19 protein-coding genes are annotated in these 23,331 nt (G+C 72.0%); 11 read left to right on the forward strand and 8 right to left on the reverse strand.

Annotated features, from left to right (window positions below; translation table 11 throughout):
- Positions 1-110: 110 nt before the first annotated feature.
- The 5 genes from ABZ862_RS08135 to ABZ862_RS08155 form a co-directional block, all read right to left on the reverse strand.
- Positions 111-1,049 (reverse strand): alpha/beta hydrolase, encoded by a 939-nt coding sequence (locus ABZ862_RS08135; RefSeq protein ID WP_360954134.1) that lies wholly within the window; start codon positions 1,047-1,049, stop codon positions 111-113.
- Complete coding sequence (locus ABZ862_RS08140) at positions 1,046-1,540, reverse strand: phage holin family protein (protein WP_360954137.1); 495 nt, start codon at positions 1,538-1,540, stop codon at positions 1,046-1,048. Before ABZ862_RS08140 ends, ABZ862_RS08135 begins: the two co-directional genes overlap by 4 nt.
- A gap of 78 nt (positions 1,541-1,618) precedes the next feature.
- The gene (gene nhaA, locus ABZ862_RS08145) at positions 1,619-3,055 is read right to left on the reverse strand and encodes a Na+/H+ antiporter NhaA (protein ID WP_360954140.1); all 1,437 of its coding nucleotides are present in this window, start codon (positions 3,053-3,055) and stop codon (positions 1,619-1,621) included.
- Between the two features lie 246 nt (positions 3,056-3,301).
- Entirely contained in the window at positions 3,302-5,257 is a 1,956-nt protein-coding gene (acs, locus tag ABZ862_RS08150; protein ID WP_360954143.1) for an acetate--CoA ligase, read from the reverse strand.
- A 566-nt stretch (positions 5,258-5,823) separates the two neighbouring features.
- Positions 5,824-8,550, reverse strand: a complete 2,727-nt coding sequence (locus ABZ862_RS08155; RefSeq protein WP_360954146.1) for a SulP family inorganic anion transporter — start codon at positions 8,548-8,550, stop codon at positions 5,824-5,826.
- A gap of 335 nt (positions 8,551-8,885) precedes the next feature.
- On the opposite strand from ABZ862_RS08155, the gene ABZ862_RS08160 reads away from it, so the two are divergent.
- Positions 8,886-10,166, forward strand: coding sequence for a hypothetical protein (locus ABZ862_RS08160; protein ID WP_360954149.1), 1,281 nt, complete (start codon positions 8,886-8,888; stop codon positions 10,164-10,166).
- Positions 10,167-10,220: 54 nt separating this feature from the next.
- Here ABZ862_RS08160 and ABZ862_RS08165 read toward each other — a convergent pair whose 3' ends face one another.
- On the reverse strand, positions 10,221-11,201 hold the full coding sequence (locus ABZ862_RS08165) for an ATP-binding protein (RefSeq protein WP_360954152.1): 981 nt from the start codon (positions 11,199-11,201) through the stop codon (positions 10,221-10,223).
- Positions 11,202-11,321: 120 nt separating this feature from the next.
- Between ABZ862_RS08165 and ABZ862_RS08170 the strand changes: the two genes are divergently transcribed.
- Positions 11,322-12,185: an oxidoreductase gene (locus ABZ862_RS08170; RefSeq protein ID WP_360954155.1), complete on the forward strand. Its 864-nt coding sequence runs from the start codon at positions 11,322-11,324 to the stop codon at positions 12,183-12,185.
- Positions 12,186-12,668: 483 nt separating this feature from the next.
- On the opposite strand, the gene ABZ862_RS08175 is transcribed toward ABZ862_RS08170, so the two are convergent.
- Positions 12,669-13,475, reverse strand: coding sequence for an HAD-IB family hydrolase (locus ABZ862_RS08175; protein ID WP_360954158.1), 807 nt, complete (start codon positions 13,473-13,475; stop codon positions 12,669-12,671).
- 605 nt (positions 13,476-14,080) lie between these two features.
- On the opposite strand from ABZ862_RS08175, the gene ssd reads away from it, so the two are divergent.
- From ssd to ABZ862_RS08210, 7 genes are all read left to right on the forward strand, one after another.
- Entirely contained in the window at positions 14,081-15,181 is a 1,101-nt protein-coding gene (gene ssd / locus ABZ862_RS08180) for a septum site-determining protein Ssd (RefSeq protein ID WP_360954161.1), read from the forward strand.
- Between the two features lie 176 nt (positions 15,182-15,357).
- Positions 15,358-16,548 carry a TadA family conjugal transfer-associated ATPase gene (locus ABZ862_RS08185; RefSeq protein ID WP_360954530.1) on the forward strand — a complete coding sequence of 397 codons (1,191 nt, stop codon included), beginning with the start codon at positions 15,358-15,360 and terminating at the stop codon, positions 16,546-16,548.
- Positions 16,541-17,428 (forward strand): type II secretion system F family protein, encoded by an 888-nt coding sequence (locus ABZ862_RS08190; protein WP_360954164.1) that lies wholly within the window; start codon positions 16,541-16,543, stop codon positions 17,426-17,428. The genes ABZ862_RS08185 and ABZ862_RS08190 overlap by 8 nt, the downstream gene beginning before the upstream one ends.
- Positions 17,425-18,240 (forward strand): type II secretion system F family protein, encoded by an 816-nt coding sequence (locus ABZ862_RS08195; RefSeq protein WP_360954167.1) that lies wholly within the window; start codon positions 17,425-17,427, stop codon positions 18,238-18,240. The genes ABZ862_RS08190 and ABZ862_RS08195 overlap by 4 nt, the downstream gene beginning before the upstream one ends.
- Before the next feature lie 183 nt (positions 18,241-18,423).
- Positions 18,424-18,627 (forward strand): DUF4244 domain-containing protein, encoded by a 204-nt coding sequence (locus tag ABZ862_RS08200; protein ID WP_360954170.1) that lies wholly within the window; start codon positions 18,424-18,426, stop codon positions 18,625-18,627.
- The gene (locus ABZ862_RS08205) at positions 18,614-19,027 is read left to right on the forward strand and encodes a TadE family type IV pilus minor pilin (protein ID WP_360954173.1); all 414 of its coding nucleotides are present in this window, start codon (positions 18,614-18,616) and stop codon (positions 19,025-19,027) included. The genes ABZ862_RS08200 and ABZ862_RS08205 overlap by 14 nt, the downstream gene beginning before the upstream one ends.
- A gap of 59 nt (positions 19,028-19,086) precedes the next feature.
- Positions 19,087-19,494 carry an Rv3654c family TadE-like protein gene (locus tag ABZ862_RS08210; RefSeq protein ID WP_360954533.1) on the forward strand — a complete coding sequence of 136 codons (408 nt, stop codon included), beginning with the start codon at positions 19,087-19,089 and terminating at the stop codon, positions 19,492-19,494.
- 167 nt (positions 19,495-19,661) lie between these two features.
- Here ABZ862_RS08210 and ABZ862_RS08215 read toward each other — a convergent pair whose 3' ends face one another.
- Positions 19,662-22,214, reverse strand: a complete 2,553-nt coding sequence (locus ABZ862_RS08215) for a DEAD/DEAH box helicase (protein WP_360954176.1) — start codon at positions 22,212-22,214, stop codon at positions 19,662-19,664.
- Between the two features lie 82 nt (positions 22,215-22,296).
- On the opposite strand from ABZ862_RS08215, the gene bldG reads away from it, so the two are divergent.
- Both bldG and ABZ862_RS08225 read left to right on the forward strand, forming a co-directional pair.
- Positions 22,297-22,638: an anti-sigma factor antagonist BldG gene (gene bldG / locus ABZ862_RS08220; protein WP_005475923.1), complete on the forward strand. Its 342-nt coding sequence runs from the start codon at positions 22,297-22,299 to the stop codon at positions 22,636-22,638.
- Between the two features lie 160 nt (positions 22,639-22,798).
- Positions 22,799-23,236, forward strand: coding sequence for an ATP-binding protein (locus tag ABZ862_RS08225; RefSeq protein ID WP_360954179.1), 438 nt, complete (start codon positions 22,799-22,801; stop codon positions 23,234-23,236).
- Positions 23,237-23,331 lie beyond the last annotated feature (95 nt).

Consider the following 23,331-nt stretch of genomic DNA (forward strand, 5'->3'; position numbering starts at 1 on the left):
TGCCCCAAGGTCGATAACCGCCCCGGGGCCGCTCATTTGGCGTATGCGCCGGGCATTTGGCAGTCCGGTGGACAGCCTTGCGGTTCCGGATACCGGGCGCAGCAGCACCGTCACCGGTCGGGTTCGGGGTCCTTCAGCCAGTTGATCAGTTCGGCGGAGAACGTCACCGGGTCCTCCTCGTGCGGGAAGTGCCCGAGCCCGTCGAACAGCCGCCAGCGGTACGGCGCCTCGACGTACTCCCCGGACCCGGCCGCGCTGCGGGTGCGCAGCACCGGATCGAGCGAGCCGTGCAGATGCAGCGTCGGCACCCGCACCGGTCGCTTCATCCGGCGGTTGAACTGAATGCCGTCGGGACGGGCCAGGGAGCGCACCATCCACCGGTAGGGCTCGATCGCGCAGTGCGCGGTGGAGGGGATGCACATGGCACGGCGGTACGTGTCCACGGTGTCGTCGTCCGGGAGGTTCGGTCCGGACCAGTCCCGGATCAGCCGGCCCACCAGGGCGCCGTCGTCGGCGGTCAGCTGGCGCTCCGGGATCCAGGGACGCTGGAAACCCCAGATGTAGGAGCTCGCGGCCGACTGCCGGACGTCGGCGATCATCGCCGACCGCCAGCGCCGCGGGTGCGGCATCGACGTGACCGCGAGGCGCCGTACGAGCTTGGGGCGCATCGCGGCCGCCGTCCAGGCCAGATAGCCGCCCAGGTCGTGGCCGACCAGCGCGGCGTCGGGCTCGCCCAGGGAACGGACGACGCCGGTGATGTCGAGGGCGAGGTTGGCCGGGTCGTAGCCGCGCGGGGTGCGGTCGCTGCCGCCGACACCGCGCAGGTCCATGGCGACCGCGCGGAAGCCCGCGTCGGCGAGCGCCACCAGCTGGTGCCGCCAGGTCCACCAGAACTGCGGGAAGCCGTGCAGGAGCATCACCAGCGGGCCGTCGCCGAGTTCCGTGATGTGGAAGCGTGCGCCGTTCGCGGCGACGTCCCGGTGGGTCCAGGGGCCGTCCATGCGAACGACCGAGCCGTGGTGCGCCGAAGGTGTGGCGGGGTCCGTCATGAGGACGAGCGTGCCACAGCCTCGAGGGCCGGGGGCGTGTGGTCGTCCAGAGCGGGCGTTTCCGGGCGCGGCCGCGGCTTGGCCTTCTGCAGCACGGCGGCCGTCTCCTTCATCGACGCGGCGACCTTCTGCGGGCCCTGGCTCCTCTTGGCCTTCTTCGCGAAGGCCGTACCGATCAGCGCGAGAACGACGGCGACGAGGACGTTGGCCGTGAAGGACAGCAGGAAGCAGATCGCGAGGTTCCAGTGACTCCAGGTGCGGATGCCGTACGCCAGGGCGAAGTTGAGCATCGGCAGGGAGAAGAGCAGCACCGCTCCGGCCGCCGTGAAGGCGCCGCCGCTGGTCGCGCCGCGCTTGACGTCCTGTTTGAGCTGGGCCTTGGCCAGTGCGATCTCGTCGTGCACCAGTGCCGACATCTCGGTCGTCGCCGAGGCGAACAGCTGGCCGATGCTGCGTTCGGCGCCGACCGGGCTGCCGTCGGGTGCGCTCATCGCGGTCTCCCTCTGCTGTGTACGGTTCCGTTCTGCCTCACTGCGCACGGTCCCGCTGTTTTGTACCGTCCCGTCAGATCATGCCGGACGGCCGTTCTCCTCGCCTGCCCCGCCCGGCACTTCGGCGGTTCCGAGTCGCTCCGCGGCCTTCAGCGAGGCGGTCCTGCGGTGCTCGGCCGCCTTGCGCTCGTACAGGGCGGCCATGCGCAGGTGGTACTCCGGTTCGTCCTCCTCGTAGATGTCCGGGATGCCGTCCTGGTCCTCGTCGCGTTCCTCCGCCTCGTACAGCCTGCGGTACCGGGCGTTGCGCAGCTTCAGCAGCACGGTGGCGATGACCGCGGCGATGACCGAGCCCGTGAGGACGGCGGCCTTGACCTCGTCCGTCAGGGTGACGTCACCCTCGAAGGCGAGCTCCCCGATGAGCAGCGAGACGGTGAAGCCGATGCCCGCCAGGGAGGCCATCGCGAACACGTCCGGCCAGGCCAGATCCTCGCTGAGCGAGGCCCGGGTGAAGCGGGCGGTCAGCCAGGTCCCGCCGAAGATCCCGACCGTCTTGCCGATGACCAGGCCGAGCACCACCCCGAGCGTCTCGGGCCGGGTGAACACGTCCCCCAGCGCGCCTCCGGAGACCGAGACCCCCGCGCTGAACAGTGCGAACAGCGGTACCGCGAGGCCCGCCGACAGCGGGCGCACCAGATGCTCGATGCGCTCGCCGGGCGAGTGCTCCTCGCCCTCACGGGTGGTGCAGCGCAGCATCAGGCCCATCGCCACACCGGCGATGGTCGCGTGCACGCCGCTGTGGTACATCAGGGTCCAGATCACCAGCGCGAGCGGTACGTACACGTACCAGCCGCGCACTCCCAGCCTGAGCAGCACCCAGAACACGATCAGACCCGCCACGGCGCCGCCCAGCGCGGCGAGGTCGATCCGGTCGGTGAAGAACACCGCGATGATCAGGATCGCGAACAGGTCGTCGACCACGGCGAGCGTGAGCAGGAAGGCGCGCAGGGCGCTCGGCAGCGCGGTGCCGATGACCGCGAGGACCGCCAGCGCGAACGCGATGTCGGTGGCGGTGGGTACCGCCCACCCCGTGAGGGAGCCGCCGCCGGTGGCATTGATCAGGGTGTAGACGAGGGCGGGCACGGCCATCCCGCACAGCGCCGCGACGACCGGCAGCGCGGCGGCCCGCGGGTCGCGCAGATCACCGGCGACCAGTTCCCGCTTCAGTTCGATGCCGGCCACGAAGAAGAAGACGGCGAGCAGCCCGTCGGCCGCCCAGTGCGCCACGGACAGATGCAGTCCCAGCACGGCGGGGCCCAGGTGGAAGTCGGACACCACCTCGTACCCGTGCTGCCACGCCGGAACGTTCGCCCAGACCAGCGCGGTGACCGCCGCGGCGAGCAGCAGCACACCGCCGACCGTCTCGGTGCGCAGCGCGTCCGCCACATAGGTCCGCTCGGGGAGGGACAGACGGCCGAGGAGCCTGCGGGGGCTTCGGGTGCGGGGCGCGGCCACGGCGGGACCTCCGGTCGGTGGGCAGTACGGAGCTCTTGCCGACCAGACTTCCCGGCACACCTGGGCGCGGCGAGCGCACAGGTCACACGCCGCTTTGTTTAGTTTACCTAATGTTGCGGGATGTGGCGAGCAGTTCGGACGGGCGGGGCACCCGGCCGGCGGCGGCTGCGGGACGCCACCGGCCGGGTGTCCGCTTCTCGGTCCCTCAGGTCCCTCGGCCTCTCTGCTTCTCCGCCTCTCTGCTTCTCAGTCCTCGCTCGGTGTCGCGGGGAGCTTCGCCTGGATGAAGTCCATGACGGTGGAGTCGGTCAGCGTGGTGACGTCACCCAGCTGGCGGTTCTCCGCCACGTCGCGCAGCAGACGCCGCATGATCTTGCCGGAGCGGGTCTTCGGCAGCTCGGCCACCGGCAGGATCCGCTTGGGCTTGGCGATCGGGCCGAGGGTGGTGCCCACGTGGTTGCGCAGCTCGTCGACCAGCCCCGCGTCCTCCGACGCCGTACCGCGCAGGATGACGAACGCCACGATCGCCTGCCCGGTCGTCTCGTCCGTCGCGCCCACGACCGCCGCCTCGGCCACCGCCGGGTGGGAGACGAGCGCCGACTCCACCTCGGTGGTGGAGATGTTGTGCCCGGACACCAGCATCACGTCGTCGACCCGGCCCAGCAGCCAGATGTCGCCGTCGTCGTCCTTCTTCGCGCCGTCACCCGCGAAGTACTTGCCCGCGAAGCGGGACCAGTACGTGTCGAGGAACCGCTGGTCGTCGCCCCAGATGGTGCGCAGCATCGACGGCCACGGCTCGGTCAGCACCAGATAGCCACCGCCGCCGTTCGGCACCTCGTTCGCGTCGTCGTCGACGACGGTCGCGGAGATGCCCGGCAACGGCCGCTGGGCGGAGCCCGGCTTGGCGTCGGTGACACCGGGCAGCGGGGAGATCATCATCGCGCCGGTCTCGGTCTGCCACCAGGTGTCCACGATCGGCGTCCGGTCGGCGCCGATGTGCTTGCGGTACCAGATCCACGCCTCGGGATTGATGGGCTCGCCCACCGACCCCAGGACGCGCAGGCTGCTCAGGTCGAACTTCGCGGGGATGTCGTCGCCCCACTTCATGAACGTACGGATCGCGGTCGGCGCCGTGTAGAGGATCGTCACGCCGTACTTCTGCACGATCTCCCAGAAGCGGCCCTGGTGCGGCGTGTCCGGGGTGCCCTCGTACATGACCTGCGTCGCGCCGTTGGCCAGCGGACCGTACACGATGTACGAGTGTCCGGTGACCCAGCCGACGTCCGCCGTGCACCAGTACACGTCGGTCTCCGGCTTGAGGTCGAACACCGCGTGGTGCGTGTACGCCGTCTGGGTGAGGTAGCCCCCGGAGGTGTGCAGGATGCCCTTCGGCTTCCCCGTCGTGCCCGACGTGTAGAGGACGAAGAGCGGCTGCTCCGCCCCGAACGCCTCGGGCGTGTGCTCGGCGGACTGCCGGTCCACGATCTCGTGCCACCAGATGTCGCGCTCGTCGTTCCAGGCGACGTCCTGGCCGGTGCGGCGCACGACGAGGACGTGCCGGACCTGGTCCGCCTTCCCGACCGCGTCGTCCACGGCCGGCTTGAGCGCGGCCGGCTTCCCGCGCCGGTAGCCGCCGTCGGAGGTGATGACGATCTTGGCGTCGGCGTCCTGGATACGGGTCGCCAGCGCGTCCGCCGAGAACCCGCCGAACACCACGGAGTGCGCCGCGCCGATCCGGGCGCACGCCAGCATCGCGATCGCCGTCTCCGGGATCATCGGCATGTAGACGGCGACCCGGTCACCCGCCCGCACACCCAGTTCCAGCAGGGCGTTCGCGGCCCTGGAGACCTCGTCCTTCAGCTCCGCGTAGGTGAGGGCGCGGCTGTCGCCCGGCTCGCCCTCGAAGTGGATGGCGACCCGGTCACCGTGGCCGGCCTCCACGTGACGGTCGACGCAGTTGTACGCGACGTTGAGCTCGCCGTCCTTGAACCACTTCGCGAACGGCGGGTTCGACCAGTCCAGCGTCTCCGTCGGCTCCTTGGCCCAGCTCAGCCGACGGGCCTGCGCCGCCCAGAAGCCCAGCCTGTCAGCCTTGGCCTGTTCATACGCCTCCGCCGTCACGTTGGCGTTCGCGGCCAGCTCGGCGGGCGGCGCGAACCTGCGCTCTTCCCTGAGCAGGTTGGCCAGGCTCTCGTTGCTCACGACATCTCCCTCTCGCAGGGTGTCCCTTGTGTCCCAGCTCACAGCTCACCAGACCAGGGGGTCCGGTGACAAGGGTCGGCAGACAAAATGGTTTAGACCTCTGTGTGCCGTTGCCGGGCGGCCGTACCGTTTCCGGTGGCCGCCCCGGTCGGACCCTGGTCCGGCCCCGGTCCGGCTCTGGTCCGGCTCTGGTTCGGCAGGACCGGCGCTGTCCGTCCCTCCGTACCCACGGCTGCCGTTCCGCCGGAGTTCAGGGTGTGTAACGCCTCTCACACCGCCGAGGTGTCGCTGCACACACACTGCCGGGACGTGCCGGGCCGCTGCGGTGTCTCCGCAGAGTGCGCAGGCCGGCGGCGGAGGCAGACGACGGGCAGGCGCCGGCCCGTGAGCACGTCGGCCCGTGAGCACGTCGGCTCGTGGACCGGTAGGCGATGGCGGTGGGTTGCCGTGCCTGGTGGCCGGTGCCTGGTGGCCGGTGGCGGGCAAGGGCCGGCCACGCGGGCCGGTGGTTCCGGGGTGCGGCACCTGCTGCCGTCCGCCCGGACCACCGGCCCGCCCGGCCTCGCTCACACCACGCTGTGGGCTCCCTCCGAGTCCGCCACATGCGCGAACACCTCGGACGACCCGACCGGTTCGGTGAGCAGATACGCCTGTGCCTCGCCCACGTGGAAATACATGCCGTGCAGCTCCAGTACGCCCTCGCCCAGGGCCCGCGCCACCGAACCGTGTGCGCGCAGATGGTCGAGCTGCTGGAGCACATTGGTCAGGCACAGCTGCTCGACCGCGTCGGCGGACGGCCGGACGGCCAGCCGGGCGGCAGGGCGGCTGTCGTCGGCCAGCCGTTCCAGGCTCGGCAGGCCGTGCCGCAGCCACCGCCTCAGCGGAGTCGACGCGTCCACCGGGCCGGTGTCGAGCAGCGCCTGCATGGCTCCGCACCCGGAGTGCCCGCACACCGTGATGGAGCGCACCTTCAGCACGTCCACCGCGTACTCGATCGCCGCCGCCACCGAGTCGTCGCCGCTCTCCTCGCCGGGCAGGGGCACCAGATTGCCGACATTGCGCACCACGAACAGATCGCCCGGACCACTGGAAGTGATCATCGAGGTGACCAGCCGTGAATCGGCGCAGGTGAGGAAAAGCTGGGACGGTTCCTGTCCCTCCTGCGCCAGCCGCGCCAGTTCGCTCCGGACGAGCGGCGCGGTGTTGCGCTGGAACGCGCTGATGCCCCGCATCAACTGATGCCCGCCCGAGCCCGACCCGACGAGGCCGGACAGGGCGAGCGCGGTTCCACCCTGCTCCGGCCCCGCCATCCCAGGCGTCGCCATCCCCGGTCCCGCTTGCTCGTCCCCCGCGGGGCTGGTTCCAGCGAGGCCGGCTTCCGCGAGCACTGCCTCCTCCGGCCCTGCTCCCGCGCGTCCGCCTTCCGCCGACCGGTGGGCCGGAGCGGCCGGTTCGGCTGTCCGGTCCGTCTTCTCCGCCTCGAACGCGGCGGGTCCACCCGGACGGTTTCCGGGTGCCGGGTATGGCAGGGACGACGGCAGCGGTGCACGCTCGCACTGGTGGTTGCGCCAGGGCGTCCACGGCCGGCAGCGGCAGCCGACGGCCCCGAGGGGTTCCACAGGCCCTACAGAACTGGCAGAACCGGCGGACCCGGCAGAACCGGCGGACCCGGTGGCCCCCGTGCCCTCGGACGCCCCTGGGTGGCCGGTCGTGGGCCGACGGTCGGCGGAGGGTCTGGGATCGGCGGTTCCGACTCCGAGACGGCGGCCGGTCAGTTCGACGGTGCCCTGGTGCGCGATGTGGGTGCGCTGCCAGTCCTGCAGGGCCTCGTACGCCGCGTGATCCATGAACGATCCGTCCAACTGCACGACGGCGCGGGCACCCTGGGGCACGAGATGCAGGACCCGGCTGAGCCGCGGCACCGCGAGGAACGTCAGCTGTCCTCTGACATGTACGTGATGGGCTCCTTCCTTCTCCTCATGCGTGATACGGGTTCGGGTCAGCCGGTGCAGGGCGACGGCTACGGCTACGGCGATGCCGAGGCCGACACCTTGCAGGACCCCCAGGCACACCACGCCGAGGGTCGTGACGACGTAGACCAGTACTTCTCGGTGGCGTGTCACCGTGCGGATGTGGTGCAGGGACACCATCTGGATGCCGACGGCCATCACCAGGGCGGCGAGCGAGGCGAGCGGGATGAACTCCAGGATCGGGACCATCAGCAGCGCGGCGACTACTACCAGAACGCCGTGCAGCATCGTGGAGTTCCGGCTCACGGCACCGGCTTGCACATTCGCCGAACTCCGCACGGCCACACCCGCGATCGGCAGGCCGCCGAGTGCCCCGGAGACGATGTTCGCGGCGCCCTGCCCGAGCAGTTCGCGGTCCAGGTCGGAGCGGGGGATGCGCACCACCGGGCCGGGGCGGGCAGCCGTCAGTTTGTCCACGGCGACCGCGCCCAGCAGCGACTGCACGCTGCACACCAGGGTGATGGCGAGCACCGCCATGGCGAGGCCGGACACCGGCCCCTCCGGCAGCCCGGCCAGGGCGTGGCTGCGCCAGGACGGCAGGTCGACCAGGGGGAGGCGGATGCCGGTGAGCGCGGCGGCCGCGGTCGCCCCGGCGACGGCGACGAGCGGCGCCGGGACCTTGCGGAGCAGGCGCCCCGCCCGGCCGGGCAGCCGGGGCCAGAGGAACAGGAGGGTGAGTGTCAGCGCGCTCACCACCACCGCCTCTGGGCGTACCCGGGCCAGCAGCGCGGGCAGGACACGGAGATTGTCGAGGACGGAGCTCTGCGGGGTGCCGCCCAGGACGATGTGCAACTGGGCCACAGCGATGGTGATGCCGATGCCGGCGAGCATGCCGTGGACGATGGCGGGGCTGACGGCGAGAGCGGTGCGGGCCACCCGCAGACAGCCGAGACCGAGCTGGGCGAGGCCGGCGAGGACGGTGATGGCGCAGGTGGTGCGCCAGCCGTACCGCTGGATCAGGTCGGCGGTGACGACGGTGAGGCCGGCGGCCGGGCCGCTGACCTGGAGGGGGCAGCCGCCGAGCCGTCCGGCGACCAGTCCGCCGACGGCGGCGGCGACCAGACCGGCCTGGAGCGGGGCTCCGGTCGCGAGGGCGATGCCGAGGGACAGGGGAAGGGCGATCAGGAAGACCGCGATCGAGGCGGAGAAGTCGGCGCCCGCGACGCGGAAGCGGCGGGGCGGGGCAGGTGGCGGGCTGTGGGGCTGGTGGAGGCGCTTCGGCTGAGGCGCGTCGGTGGTGCTGTCGGGGACGCAGGCGGACATGTTCCCGTCTCCTCCGGGGCGGCGCGGTCGCGGATGGGATGGGCCCCCGTCCAAGGCGGGGGTCGGTCGCGGCCGTGGGTCACGGCGTGCAGCGGCGGGATGGATCAACGCTCGGTAAATGGATCGTAATGCAGAGTAAAGGGAGCGTCTGTCTTTTAAAGGCAAACGGGTCAATAAATCACTCTGACGAGTGACGTAGTCATTTGATCGGCTTGTCGTATTAATTCCTTCTCGGTCCCGTGCGACCTTGGCGGCGCTGCCGGCGCTATCCGGCCCGACGCCGGACGACGGATCCCTCAACGTCGGCCTGAGAGAAGGAAGAAAGTGGGCGGAACATGACCACCACCCAGAGGATCGCCGTGGGCGTCGTGATCGCCGCGGTATGTGCCGCGTCACTGGCCGGTTGTGCGACCGATGCAAGCCGTTCCCCGGGCCCCGGGACCGGTGCCCCCGGCCCCCAGCGGGCGAAATCGGCCCTGCCGCCGGGGAGTGCCTTCCGGCTGATCGGCGACGGATCCACCGCCTACACCGGAGCGCAGCCCCACCTGCCCAGGCCGGAGCGGCTGAAGCCGGGCCAGAAGCCGCCGCAGTTCGTGGTGTTCTCCTGGGACGGCGCGGGTGAGGACAGCCAGAAACTGTTCTCGCACTTCCGTGAGGTCGCCAAGGCCAACCACGCGACGATGACGTACTTCCTCAGCGGTGTGTATCTGCTGCCGGAGGAGAAACGTGACCTCTACAAGCCGCCTCAGCACTCGCCGGGCCGTTCCGACATCGGTTTCAACGACGAGCGGGGCATCGCCGACACCGTCACACAACTGCGCCTCGCGTGGCTCGAGGGCAACGAGATCGGTACGCACTTCAACGGTCACTTCTGCGGCAACGACGGTGGCGTCGGCCAGTGGTCGGTGGACGAGTGGAAGAGCGAGATCGCCCAGGCCAAGCAGTTCGTGAAGAGCTGGAAAAGCAACTCGGGAATGGCGAAGGCGGCACCGCTGCCCTTCGACTACGACAAGGAACTCATCGGGGCCCGTACCCCCTGTCTCGAGGGCCAGCAGAACTTCATGAGAGCGGCCGGCGAACTCGGCTTCCGCTACGACACGAGCGGTGTGAACAACCAGGTCTGGCCGGCGAAGAAGGAGGGCCTGTGGGACTTGTCGATGCAGCTCGTGCCCTTCCCGGGGCACTCCTACGAGCAACTCACCATGGACTACAACTTCATGGTGAACCAGTCCGGCACCCGCACCCAGGGCGACCCCGCCAAGTACGCCTACTGGGGTGACCAGATGCGCGACGGCCTTCTCACCGGTTTTCACCGCGCCTACGACGGCAACCGCGCTCCCCTGATCATCGGCAACCACTTCGAGTCCTGGAACGGCGGCACCTATATGCGGGCCGTCGAGGAGGTCGTCCAGGACGTCTGCAACAAGCCCGATGTGCGCTGCGTGTCGTTCCACCAGCTCGCCGACTGGCTTGATGCACAGGACCCGCGGACCCTGGCGAAGCTGCGCACCCTCGGGGTGGGCGAGGCGCCGCAGGAGGGCTGGGAGTCCTTCCTGTCGGCGCGCCCCGCCCCGCCGCCCAAGGGTGTGCCCGGCGCCCCGGCCGGTAGGCGGTAGGCCGCCCGCCGGTGGCCCGCCAGGCGGGGTAGGCCGCGCAGCCGGCCGGGGCCGTCACACGCGGGCTGCGACGCCCTCGCCGAGCACGAACCCGGGGTCGATCTGCGCGGCCAGATCGACCCCGGTGCGCTCGTTGCCCCAGGACCGGGCGTTCTTCAGATGGAAGTGCGCCATCTGCTGCGTGTACCGCTCCCAGTCACGCAGTTCGTACGCCGCGTCCGCGGCGTTCTGCAGGGTGCGCAGGGCGCGCCGGTCGGCCTCCCCGAGCTGCTCGAACCGGGGTGGTCGGCCCTTCTCCATGGCACGGACCCAGTCGGAGTGACCGACCGTCACGAGCAGGTCGTCACCTGCTTCGGAACGCAGGAAGTCGAGGTCGTCCGGGCCCTGCACCTTGTTCCCGACGACCTTCAGGGCGACCCCGTAGTCCCGTGCGTATTCCTTGTACTGGCGGTAGACGGAGACCCCCTTCCGGGTCGGCTCGGCGACGAGGAACGTGATGTCGAAGCGGGTGAACATCCCGGAGGCGAAGGAGTCCGAGCCCGCCGTCATGTCGACCACCACGTATTCCCCGCGGCCGTCGACCAGATGGTTCAGGAACAGCTCCACCGCTCCCGTCTTGGAGTGGTAGCAGGCGACCCCCAGGTCGGCGTCCGTGAAGGGGCCCGTGACCATCAAACGGACGGTGCCGCCGTCGAGTTCCACCGGCCGCGCGCAGGCGTCGTAGACGGGGTTGTCCTCCCACAGCCGCAGCAGGCGGGAGCCTTCGCCGGGCGGGGTGGTCTTGATCATGGTCTCGGCGGAGGTGATGCGCGGGTTGGAGCCGCGGAGGTGGTCCTTGATGAGGGGCAGTTCATCGCCCATGGCGGGCAGGGCGGCGGCCTCCTCGTCACCGAGGCCCAGGGCGGACCCCAGATGCTGGTTGATGTCGGCGTCGACCGCGAGGACCGGGGCGCCGGCGGCCGCGAGATGGCGGACGAACAGGGACGAGAGCGTGGTCTTGCCGCTGCCGCCCTTCCCCACGAAAGCAATTTTCATGTTCACAAAGGGTAGTGGCTTCATCGCTCTGTGTGGCGATTCGGGGAGAATCGGGCTGCCGGGCGTGAAGAAGACCACTCCTTCGTGGGTGCGGTCGGCGGGGTGCGTAAGGTCGTACTCATGAGTACGAAAGGTGCGACCGCCGGTCCTTCCCCAAGCTCTCGAGCGAGCTCGGACGGAGAGGACCCCCTTGCGACCCTGGGCACGCTGCCCGGCGTGGCCGAGGCCGTGGAGTCCGTGCGCAAGGCCGTGGACCGGGTCTACGGGCACCGTGTCATGAGGCGGCGCAGCAATGAGATCACCGCCGAGGCGGCGCTGCGCGGCGCCCGCGGCTCGGCGGCCTTGTCCGGTGCCGGCTGGGCTCTCGAAGAGGTGCGCCGGCGCACCGACTTCAGCGGCGATCCCGAGGCCAGGACCGTGGGCGCGGCTCTGCGGTTGACCGCCGAGGCCGGTCAACTGTTGTCCGTCTGGCGGCAGTCTCCCCTGCGGGTGCTGGCCCGGCTGCATCTGGTGGCGGCCGTGAGCCAGGGGGACGACGTCGGACGGCCCCGGCAGGACGGCGAACCGGTCGACGAGCCGCTGGTCGAACTTCCGCTGCCCGGTGCCGGTGAGGTGGCCGCCCGTCTCGGAGGACTCTCCCGGCTGGTTCTCGCGGACAGTTCCGCCCCGGCCCTGGTGTCGGCCGCTGTCGTGCACGGCGAACTCCTCGCGCTGCGCCCGTTCACCTCCGGAAACGGCCTGGTCGCGCGCGCGGCCGAGCGGATCGTCCTCGTGGGCAGCGGCCTCGACCCGAAGTCCGTGTGCCCGGCCGAGGCCGGGCACGCCGAACTGGGCCGGGCGGCCTACCTGGCGGCGCTCGACGGTTATGTCTCCGGCACGCCGGAGGGGATGGCGGCCTGGATCACCCACTGCGGCCGGGCGATCGGACTCGGGGCGCGTGAGTCGACCGCGGTGTGTGAGGCGCTTCAGCGGGGAGCCGCGTGACGCGCGTGCACGGGGTGAAAGCGGTGGCATGCGTGTGCGGGTGCAAGAGGTGATGTCCGGGCGCGCGGGACGGGAAACAGGTCCCGGGTGCGCCCGGGAAACCGGGCCAGGAATGTGTGGTGCGCGAAAAGATGCGGCGGTACGAGAACTCGTACCGCCGCTGGCATGTCCACCGGGTTACCAAGCGTCCTCGATATGATGCCCATCAGGTCGGGAACTTCGCCCGTCGCCTGGTGCGGCTGGCCCGTAATCGACGGGTCGACGTCGCGTGGGTGCCCGGTGTTCATGCTCGGTCCGTGGGGCCATATGCGTGGTAAAGGTGATCCTCTCGGATGTCCTTCGGTCTCGCGGGCCGTGTAAGTCCTTTGTACTGCACCTCCGTAGCAAGTGGAAGAGCCGTCCGCAGTTCTTTACTTTTAATCCCAAAGAGGCGCTAAACGGGCGTCAGTGTGATGTCTCCGGGCAACACCGGGAAACGCCAGGTCAGGCGAGCGTGGTGCGGCGCCGGTTGGCATACCAGACGAGTCCCGCGGTGGCTGCCGCCGCGCCTATCGCCGCTGCCGCGACGAGCGCGGGCCGCGGAGGTACGGAGAAGGCGGGCAGTCGCTGCTTGAGCCGTACCGGGCGGTGGAAGTCGAGGACGGGCCAGTCGCGTGCCACGGCCTCGCGGCGCAGTGCTCGGTCCGGGTTCACCGCGTGCGGGTGACCCACGGCCTGGAGCATCGGCAGGTCCGTCGCCGAGTCGCTGTAGGCGTAACAGCGGGAGAGGTCGTACCCCTCGGACCCGGCCAGTTCCCGGACGGCCTCCGCCTTGGTGGGGCCGTAGGCGTAGTACTCCACCTCGCCGGTGAAGCAGCCGTCGTCGCCCACCACCATGCGGGTCGCCACCACCCGGTCGGCGCCGAGGAGTTCACCGATGGGCTCGACCACTTCGGCGCCCGACGTGGACACGATGACGACGTCCCGTCCGGCGGCGTGGTGCTCCTCGATCAGTGAGGCCGCCTCGTCGTAGATGATCGGGTCCACGAGGTCGTGGAGCGTTTCGGCGACGATCTCCTTGACCTGCTGGACGTTCCAGCCGCGGCACAGTGCGGACAGGTACTCCCGCATGCGCTCCATCTGGTCGTGGTCGGCGCCGCCGGCGAGGAAGACGAACTGTGCATATGCGGTACGCAGGACTGCCCTGCGGTTGATCAGGCCGCCTTGGTAGAACGACTTGCTGAACGTGAGTGTGCTCGACTTCGCAATGACCGTCTTGTCCAGGTCAAAGAAGGCGGCTGTGCGAGGCATCGGGTGGTTTTCCACCCCCCGAGCATAGGCGCCCGCCATTCGGCGTAAGGTGTGGCGCGTGGGTTTGCCTGAGATGGGTCTCGGGTACACCATGGAAGTCACGGATCGTTCGCGACCGTGCTAACCCGGCCCGACTCCTCCCCCCCGAGTCGGCCGTGGGGACGACCCCCGCTCTCCCCCCCGGCGGGGGTCGTCGCATGTCCGGGTGGGTTTTCCCTCTTCTGTGCGGCCGCCGGGCCGACCCGGTATGACTCCGAGCCGTCGTATGTCATGTTCATGATTTGTTACGGAGTGTAACTTTCAGGGCGCGCTGCGGGACTTATTCGGAGCGCGGTCCCGGACTCACCTCTATGGGTGACGGAGATATTCACAAAGCTCTGAGTTGTCCACAGATTTCGACCAAGATCCACACGATTTCCGAGATCGGTGCACCGTGATTCCCGATGCGTCCGGGGCGCGGCGAGTTCATGGCCGGCCGCCCATGACGGACGCCGATGACCGGCCCGGACAGGCCCCGCACGACGAGGCCGTCGCCGGTTCTTCACACCTTTGGACATCACGCGGCCGCCGCGGCCGCGGGAGACACGGTGAAGGGGGACACGACCGTGACCGCAACCGTCACAGAGCAACCACCGCCCGCCGGCGGAAAACCCGGCGGACCGCTGATCGTCACCGAGGATCCTGTTCTCCTCGACGACCTGCTGCGCCTCTGCGCTGCTGCCGGAGCGACACCCGAGGTCCATCACGGGGTGCCCGAGCGCCGGGGCGGCTGGGAGGACCCACCGCTCGTCCTGGTCGGCGACGACGCGGCCCGCCGGGTGCGCTCGGCCGCGCGCAGGCGCGGAGTGGTCCTGGTCGGCCGTGACCAGGACGACCCGGGGGTATGGCAGCGCGCCATCGAGATCGGCGCCGACCACGTCCTGCTGCTGCCCGACGGCGAGCAGTGGCTGATCGACCGCATCGCCGACGTCGCCGAGGGCGTGGGACGGCCCGCGCTCACCGTGGGAGTCATCGGTGGCCGCGGCGGCGCCGGAGCGTCCACCCTGGCGTGCGCGCTCGCCGTCACCGCCGCCCGCGAGGGGCTGCGCAGCCTCCTCGTGGACGCCGATCCGCTGGGCGGCGGACTCGACGTCCTGCTCGGCGGGGAGACCGCCGAAGGACTGCGCTGGCCGGCCTTCGCCGCCTCGCGCGGACGGCTGGGCGGCGGCGCACTGGAAGAGTCACTGCCACGGCTGCATTCGCTGCGTGTCCTCAGCTGGGACCGCGGCGACTGTGTCGCCGTCCCTCCCCAGGCCGTACGCGCAGTCCTCGCGGCGGCCCGGCGCCGCGGCGGCACCGTGGTCGTGGATCTGCCCCGCCGACTGGACGAGGGAGTCGGCGAGGTCCTCGCCCAGCTCGACCTGGCGGTCCTCGTGGTCCCCGCCGAACTGCGCGCCGTCGCCGCGGCCGGGCGGGTCGCATCCGGCATCGGCATGATCATCCGTGATCTGCGAGTGGCCGTGCGCGGGCCGTTCGCCCCCGGACTCGGGGGACGCGAGGTGGCCCGGCTGCTCGGACTGCCCCTGGCCGGGGAACTGCCCGCCGAAGCCGCTCTGACCCGCCCGCACCAGGCCAAGGCACCGCCCGGTGCGGCGGGCCGGGGTCCGACGGCGCGCTTCTGCAAGGAGTTCTGGGAGCGGACCCTCGTGGAAGCGGGCGGCGTATGAACCCGACCAAGCCGAGTGCCGAGACACCCGGCAGGAGGGCACCGCGCGAGGAGACGCCGTACGAGGAGACGCCGTACGGGCAGGTGCGGCCGGTGGACCCGGCGGCGCGGTATCCACGGGCCACGGAGATCGCGGTGGGCGCCGCGGCCACAGCCGAACCACCCGGCGGCAGGGCCCTGCTCGACGGGGTGCGCCGGTGGCTCGCCGAGAGCGGTGCCGAACCGACGCCCGCGCGCGTGGCACAGGCGCTGCGTGAACAGGGCCGGGTGTTCGGGGACGCCGAGATCCTCGGCGCGGCCCGGCGGCTGCGCTCCGAACTGATCGGCAGCGGACCTCTGGAACCCCTGCTCGCCGACCCGGCGGTCACCGACGTCCTGGTGTCGGCCCCCGACCGCGTATGGGTCGACCGGGGCGGCGGACTGGAGCTGACCGGGGTCTCCTTCCCGGACGCGGCAGCCGTACGGCGCCTCGCGCAGCGCCTCGCCGCCGTCACCGGCCGCCGCCTCGACGACGCCCGCCCCTGGGTGGACGCCCGGCTGCCCGACGGGACCCGGCTGCACGCGGTGCTGCCTCCGGTCGCCGTCGGCTGCACCTGCCTGTCGATGCGCGTCGTACGGCCCCGGGCCTTCACCCTCGGCGAACTCGTGGCCGCGGGCACGGTGCCGCCCGGCGGGGACCGGGTCCTGCGCGCCCTGCTGCGGGCCCGGCTGTCCTTCCTGATCAGCGGCGGTACGGGTACCGGCAAGACCACCCTGCTGAGCGCGCTGCTCGGACTGGTCGGACCGGGTGAGCGGATCGTTCTCGCCGAGGACTCCGCCGAACTGCGCCCCGACCATCCTCATGTCGTACGCCTGGAGACCAGACCCGCCAACCAGGAGGGCGCCGGTCTCGTCACGCTCGAGGACCTGGTGCGCCAGGCACTGCGGATGCGGCCGGACCGGCTGGTCGTGGGCGAGGTGCGGGGCGCCGAGGTCGTCCATCTGCTGGCCGCCCTCAACACGGGACACGAAGGGGGCTGCGGAACTGTTCACGCCAACGCCGCCGCGGACGTCCCCGCTCGTCTGGAGGCGCTGGGTACGGCGGCCGGGCTCGACCGGGCCGCGCTGCACAGCCAGCTGGCGGCCGCGCTGTCGGTGGTGCTGCACCTGGTGCGGGACCGGGCCGGGTGTCGGCGCATCGCCGAGATCCATGTGCTGGAGCGGGACGCCTCGGGCCTGGTGCGGACGGTTCCGGCGCTGCGCTGGGGTGCGGAGGCGTTCGCCCGCGAGCGGGGCTGGGAGCGGCTGCGGGGGCTGCTGGGGAGCCATGAGGATCTGCGGCCCGGAGGCCTGGGAACCGGTGAGAACGGTGAGGGATGCGATGAGTGACCTGGATGTGCTGGGTGTGAGCCGGACGGCGCCGGCGGCGGTGGTCCTGGTGTGTGCGGGTGCGCTGCTCCTGCTGCGGGGCGGGCCCTGCTCCGGCGTGCGGCGGGCGCGCCTGCTGCTCGCGGACGGCGGAGCGACCGGCATCGGGCCGCCGTCCCGGGAACGGGCCGTGGACGGACTGAGGCGGCTCCGCGGGCGATTGCGCGCGGAGTGGTGGGTCCCGGCGGCAGGGCTGCTGCTGGCGGTGCTGGGCACCTCGGTGGTCCCGCTCGTCCTGGCGGCCGCCGGCCTGCCGCTCGCCCGGCGGGCGCGACGGGCCGCCGAGGCACGGCGGGCACAGGAGCGCCGTGGGGACAAGGTGCTCGCGTTGTGCGGAGCGCTCGCCGGTGAGGTGCGTTCCGGACGGCAGCCGGGCGACGCGCTCCTGCGGGCCGCGCGTGATTCGGGCGGCCTCGGGGACACCGAGGCCGCGGTGATCGCGGCGGCGCGGTTCGGCGGGGACGTACCGGGAGCGCTTGCCGTCGCGGCCTCGGCGCCGGGAGCCGAGGGGCTGCTGGGACTCGCCGCGTGCTGGCGTGTCGCGGTGGACCGGGGTGCCGGGCTCGCGGCGGGACTCGACCGGCTCGAAGGAGCCCTGCGCGCGGAGCGGGACCAGCGGGCCGACCTGCGCGCCCAGCTGGCCGGCGCGCGGACCACGGTGGTGATGCTCGCCGGGCTGCCCGTGCTGGGGCTCCTGCTCGGCACGGCTCTGGGCACGGACCCCTTGCACGTTCTGCTGCACACCGGCCCCGGTCTGGCCTGCCTGCTCCTCGGGGGGCTGCTGGAGGCCGGGGGACTGTGGTGGGCGCTGCACATCGTGCGGGGGGTGGAGACGGCGTGAACCCCCGACTCGTCCAGAGCCTGCTGACGCTTCTGGCTTTCACCGCGGGGGCGGCAGCGGGGGTGCTGGTGCTGCTCGGCGCGCTCGCGCGGTGGGCGCGCGCCGTGCGGCACGGGCGCAGGGCCCGGCGACGGCTGGACCGTCTGCTGCCGGGCACACCCGGGAAGGCGCCGGAGAGGCCGCGTCTCCGGGCCGACGCGGCCGTACGGCGATGGCTGCCCCTGGCGGGTGCGGCGGGCGCCGGCTGGATGCTGGCCGGTGGTGTCACCGGAACGGTGGTGGGGCTGGCCGCGGCGGCCGGGGTGTGGTGGTGGGGCCGGAAGAAACGGGCGTCCGGGTCCGGGGAGACGTACGACGTCACCGAGGCGGTGCGGCAGCTCCCGCTCGCCGCCGACCTGCTGGCCGCTTGCATCGCCGCCGGAGCGGGGCCGGTGACCGCGGCCCGGGCGGTCGGCGAGGCCCTGGGCGGACCCGTGGGGGACGGACTCGCGTGCGGGGCGGCCGAGGTACGGCTCGGCGGGGAACCCGCCGACGCCTGGCGGCGGCTGGCCGCGCTGCCCGGGTCCGCCGCGGCTCTGGCGAGGCTGCTGGAACGGGCCGACGAGTCCGGCCTGCCCGCCGCCGTTCCGGTCGCCCGGCTGGCGGCGGACGCCCGCACCGAACGGGCCCGCGCGGCGACGGCACGGGCCCGGCGTGCGGCCGTGCTGATCACCGCGCCGGTAGGGCTGTGCTTCCTTCCCGCTTTCATCGCGGTCGGAGTCGTGCCGGTCGTGATCGGGCTCGCGGGCGGGGTGCTCGGAGGAGGTGGGTGAAATCAAGCCAAAAGATCCAAAGACCCGAAGATGCGAAGACCCGAAGATCCAAAGACCTGAAGACCCGGATCCAGAGACCCGTACGACGAGTGGTGCGGGCGACGGTACGGGCTGGTCGATCCGGGTGAACGGTCCGTCCGAGATGACGGGTCATCAATACGAGTGAACCTCAAGGGGGCTGAGATGAGCAGGTCGATGTGCAGGAAGGTGTGGGCGCGGCTCTGCGTGCCGATGTGCCGTGACACGGGCATGGTCACGTCCGAGTACGCGGTGGGAATCATCGCCGCGGTGGCGTTCGCCGCGGTGCTCTACAAGATCGTGACGAGCGGGGCGGTCAGCGAGGAACTGCAGGGCATCGTGGAACGAGCGCTCCATGCGGGCACGTGAGACGCGCGCCGGGGGCCGGGCCGCCGGCGCGGCTGCGCCGGACGGCGGGTTCGTGACCGCCGAGTCGGCCATGGTGCTGCCGGTCCTGGCGCTGGTCGCGCTGGCGCTGCTGTGGGGTCTGTACGCCATGGCGGTGCGGATCCAGTGCCTGGACGCGGCGCGGACGGGTGCCCGTGCCGCGGCCCGGCAGGATCCGGACGCGGCCGTCGTCGCGGCGACCCGGCAGGTGGCCCCGCGCGGTGCGGCCGTCACCGTGAGCCGGGAGGGCGACCAGGTGCGTGTGGCGGTGGTGGCCAGGCCGCCGGTGCCGCTCGGCAGCCTGTCCTTCGAACTGCGGGAGGAGGCGGTGGCGTCGGCGGAGGAGACCCTCGGCGAGGGGACCGCGGGAGCGGGACCGTGAGGCGGGCCGTGGCGGTACGGCGGACCCGTACCGCGCACCGGTGGCCGGGTGGGACGGCGGTGTGGGTCGTGCGGCGGGGGTGCCCGGACCGGGGGTCGGCGACCGTCCTGGGCGTCGGTGTGATCGCCGGGCTGTGCGCGGTGTTCGGTCTTGTGCTCCTCCTCGGCCAGGCGGTGGTCGTCCGGCACCGGGCGGCCGGCGGCGCCGATCTCGCGGCGCTCGCCGCGGCGGACCACTGGGCCGAGGGCACCGTGTCGGCCTGCGCCCGGGCCGACCGGGTGGCGCGGGCCCAGGGCGCGAGGCTGGTGCGGTGCGTGATCAGCGGTGAGGTCTCCGATGTGACGGCGGCGTCCGGAGCGGGGCCGCTCGCGGCGGAGGTCAGGGCACGGGCGGGCCCTGCGGGGCCGGCATCGGGGGAGGGGCCGGTCCCGGCGCCCGTATCCGGCCCCGGGCCGGGTTCCGGTTAGCCCCACGCCCGGCGGCCCGCCGCCGCGCCTGGTGCGGCGGATGCCTCGGGAGCCGCCGCATCGGGTGCGACGAGGGCCACGGGCGCCGTACGGCCGCGTGCGGTGCCGGTGCCCGCAACGTCCAGGACACCCGGTCCGCCCGGTCCCGGACCGTGGGCGCCGGCCGTTCAGCCGGCCCGCTGACTCTCCCCGGCCTTCTGCGCCCTCTCCTCCCGCTTCTGCTCCTGTTCCGCCTTCTCCGGGTCCTCCGGGTCCTCCGGGTCCTCCGGCTTCTCCGGCGCCCCGCGCAGCAGCACCGTCAGCAGCCGGACGGCGCCCCGCTTGTGCAGCGGATCGTTGCCGTTGCCGCACTTGGGGGACTGGATGCAGGACGGACAGCCGGCGTCGCACTCGCAGGAGGCGATGGCCTGGCGGGTGGCGGTGAGCCACTCACGGGCGGTGTGGAAGGCGCGCTCCGCGAAGCCGGCGCCGCCGGGGTGGCCGTCGTAGACGAAGACGGTGGGGAGCAGTGTGTCGGGATGGAGCGGCACCGACACGCCGCCGATGTCCCAGCGGTCGCACGTCGCGAAGAGCGGCAGCAGGCCGATGGACGCGTGCTCGGCGGCGTGCAGCGCGCCGCCGAGGATCTCCGGGCCGACACGGGCCTCGTCCAGCTGGTCCTCGGTGACCGTCCACCACACCGCGCGCGTGCGGAGCGTGCGCGGCGGGAGGTCGAGTTTCGTCTCGCCGAGGACCTCACCCGTGATGACACGTCTGCGCAGAAAGGAGACGACCTGGTTGGTGACTTCCACCGAGCCGTAGCACAGCCGTCCCGTGCCCCAGGGGACCTCGACGTCCGTCTCCAGGACGGAGATCGACGTCGTGTCGCGTGCGACGGTCGTGTACGGCGGATCGGCCCGCTCGACCAGGGCGACGGAGTCCGCCAGATCGAGGGACCGGACGAGATAGGTGCGGCCCTGGTGGAGGTGGACGGCGCCCTCGTGGACGGAGGCGTGGGCGGCGGCCGCGTCGACCGTGCCGAGCAGCCGTCCGGTGCCGGATTCGACGATCTGCACCGGCTGCCCGCCTCCACCGCGGATGTCGGCGAGGTCGGCGGCCCGCTCGCGGCGGGTCCAGTGCCAGGCCCTGGTGCGGCGGCGCAGCAGCCCGGCCGCCTCCAGCTGGGGCAGCAGGCCGGGGCAGGCCGGGCCGAACAGGCCGAGGTCCTCCTCGGTCAGGGGCAGTTCCGCGGCTGCCGCGCAGAGGTGCGGGGCGAGGACGTACGGGTTGTCGGGGTCGAGGACGGTCGATTCCACCGGCTGGTCGAACAGGGCCTCCGGATGGTGGACGAGGAAGGTGTCCAGCGGGTCGTCGCGGGCGACGAGGACGGCCAGTGCGCCCTGGCCGCCCCGGCCCGCCCGGCCTGCCTGCTGCCACAGGGACGCGCGGGTGCCCGGATAGCCGGCGATGAGCACCGCGTCCAGGCCGGAGACGTCGATGCCGAGTTCCAGGGCGGTCGTGGCGGCGAGGCCGAGGAGTTCGCCGGAGTGCAGGGCCTGTTCGAGAGCGCGGCGTTCCTCGGGGAGATAGCCGCCGCGGTAGGCCGCGACACGCCGGGCCAGGGAGCGGTCGATCTCGGCGAGGCGTTCCTGGGCGATCACCGAGATCAGCTCGGCGCCACGCCGGGAGCGTACGAAGGCGACCGTGCGCACGCCCTGGACGGCGAGGTCGGTGAGCAGGCCGGCCGTCTCGGCGGTGGCCGTGCGCCGGACGGGTGCCCCCTTCTCGCCGTGCAGTTCGGTGAGCGGGGGTTCCCAGAGGGCGAACACCACCTCCCCGCGTGGGGAGGCGTCGTCGGCGACCTCCACCACCGGCAGCCCGGTCAGCCGGCGGGCGGCGACGGCGGGCTCGGCGGCGGTCGCCGACGCCAGCAGGAACACGGGGGAGGAGCCGTAGCGGGCGCACAGGCGGCGCAGGCGCCGCAGTACCTGGGCGACATGGGAACCGAACACGCCGCGGTAGGTGTGGCACTCGTCGATGACGACGTACTTGAGCGATTTCAGGAAGGAGGACCAGCGGGCGTGCGACGGCAGGATGCCGCGGTGCAGCATGTCCGGGTTGGTGAGGACGTAGGTGGCGTACTGGCGGATCCATTCGCGCTGCTCGACGGGCGTGTCGCCGTCGTACACGGCAGGGCGCACGGCGTTGCCCAGCGGGCGGGTGATGTCCTTCACCGAGCGGTGCTGGTCCGCCGCGAGGGCCTTGGTGGGGGCGAGATAGAGGGCGGTGGCCCCGCGGCCGTTGGGGGCCTCGGAGCCGTCCAGCAGCGCGGAGAGGACGGGCACCAGATAGGCCAGGGACTTCCCGGAGGCCGTGCCGGTGGCGACGACCACGCTGTCACCGTCCAGGGCGTGCTCCGCGGCGAGGGCCTGGTGGGCCCAGGGGTGGTCGATGCCGCACGCCTGGACGGCGGCGACGACCTCGGCGCGGATCCGGTCGGGCCAGACGGCATGACGGCCCGCGCGCGGGGGCAAGTGCTCCGTATGAGTGATACGCGACGCCCGGTTCGGTCCGGAGGCGAGCCGGGCCAGGACCGCGTCCGGAACCGGGCGCGTCACGGGCCCGGCCGGGGTTCCATCGGATCGGTGATTCTTGGCCATCGGCATCGAGTGTGGCACCGGCGTGACGGACAATGAGGCCAAGGCGTCGTACACGCCTGCCGGTAAGTGATTGAATGCCATCGCGGCTGGCGAACCGTCCCGGGGGCTTCAAGCCGAGGTGCCCCAGAGGGCGACCGCTCGATAGCAAGGTGCTGGAGGTTCCGTGGACCTGTCCCTGTCGACCCGTACCGTCGGCGATCGTACGGTCGTCGAGGTCGGTGGAGAAATCGACGTATATACCGCGCCCAAGCTGCGTGAGCAGCTGGTCGAGCTGGTGAACGACGGGAGTTTTCACCTCGTCGTCGACATGGAGGGCGTGGACTTCCTCGACTCCACCGGGCTCGGCGTGCTGGTCGGCGGCCTGAAGCGGGTGCGCGCCCACGAGGGCTCCCTGCGACTGGTCTGCAACCAGGAGCGCATTCTGAAGATCTTCCGTATCACCGGACTCACCAAGGTGTTCCCGATCCACACCTCGGTCGACGAAGCGGTGGCCGCCACCGACTGACCCCCGCGGCCGACCGGCCGGGGCCGCGGAGCGGCCCACCGCGCCGGTCCGCCACCGGAACCGGGCCGCGCGCCCGGTACGGAAGCAGTCCACCGGGGAGGCCGGGCTCTTCGGCGCCCCGGCCCTCCCGATCGCACGCCCGTACTTCCGAGGGGGATGCATGGCCACCGTTGAACTCCGCTTCAGCGCGCTGCCCGAGCACGTCCGGACCGCCCGACTGGTGGCGGCAGCGGTGGCGCGCAGGGCCGGGGTGGACGAGGCCGTACTCGACGAGGTCAGGCTCGCCGTGGGTGAGGCCTGTACCCGCGCGGTCGGACTGCACCAGAACGGTGGCATCACGGCACCGGTGAAGGTGCTGCTGACGGAGGAGGAGAAGCAGTTCTCCATCGAGGTCGGCGACGAGGCGCCGCGGGTGGCCCCCGGGGACCGCGTGCCCGGTTCCCCGGGCGGGGACCCGGATGTCGAGGCCGAGGAGGACGAGATGGGCCTCGCGGTCATCAGCGGACTCGTCGACGACGTCGAGGTCACCGCCGGCGAGCACGGCGGGCTGATCCGTATGACCTGGCCGACCACCACACCGGCGGTCACGGTCGCCTGAGGGCCCCACCGCGGCGTCACCCGCCGCACGCCGGGCTTCACACCCCGTCAGGTCACCCGTCATCATCCGTCAGATCACCCGTCGGACCACCCGTT

Origin of the sequence: Streptomyces sp. NPDC047000, from assembly GCF_040644295.1 — a bacterium.
In the GTDB taxonomy this organism is placed as follows: Bacteria; Actinomycetota; Actinomycetes; order Streptomycetales; family Streptomycetaceae; genus Streptomyces.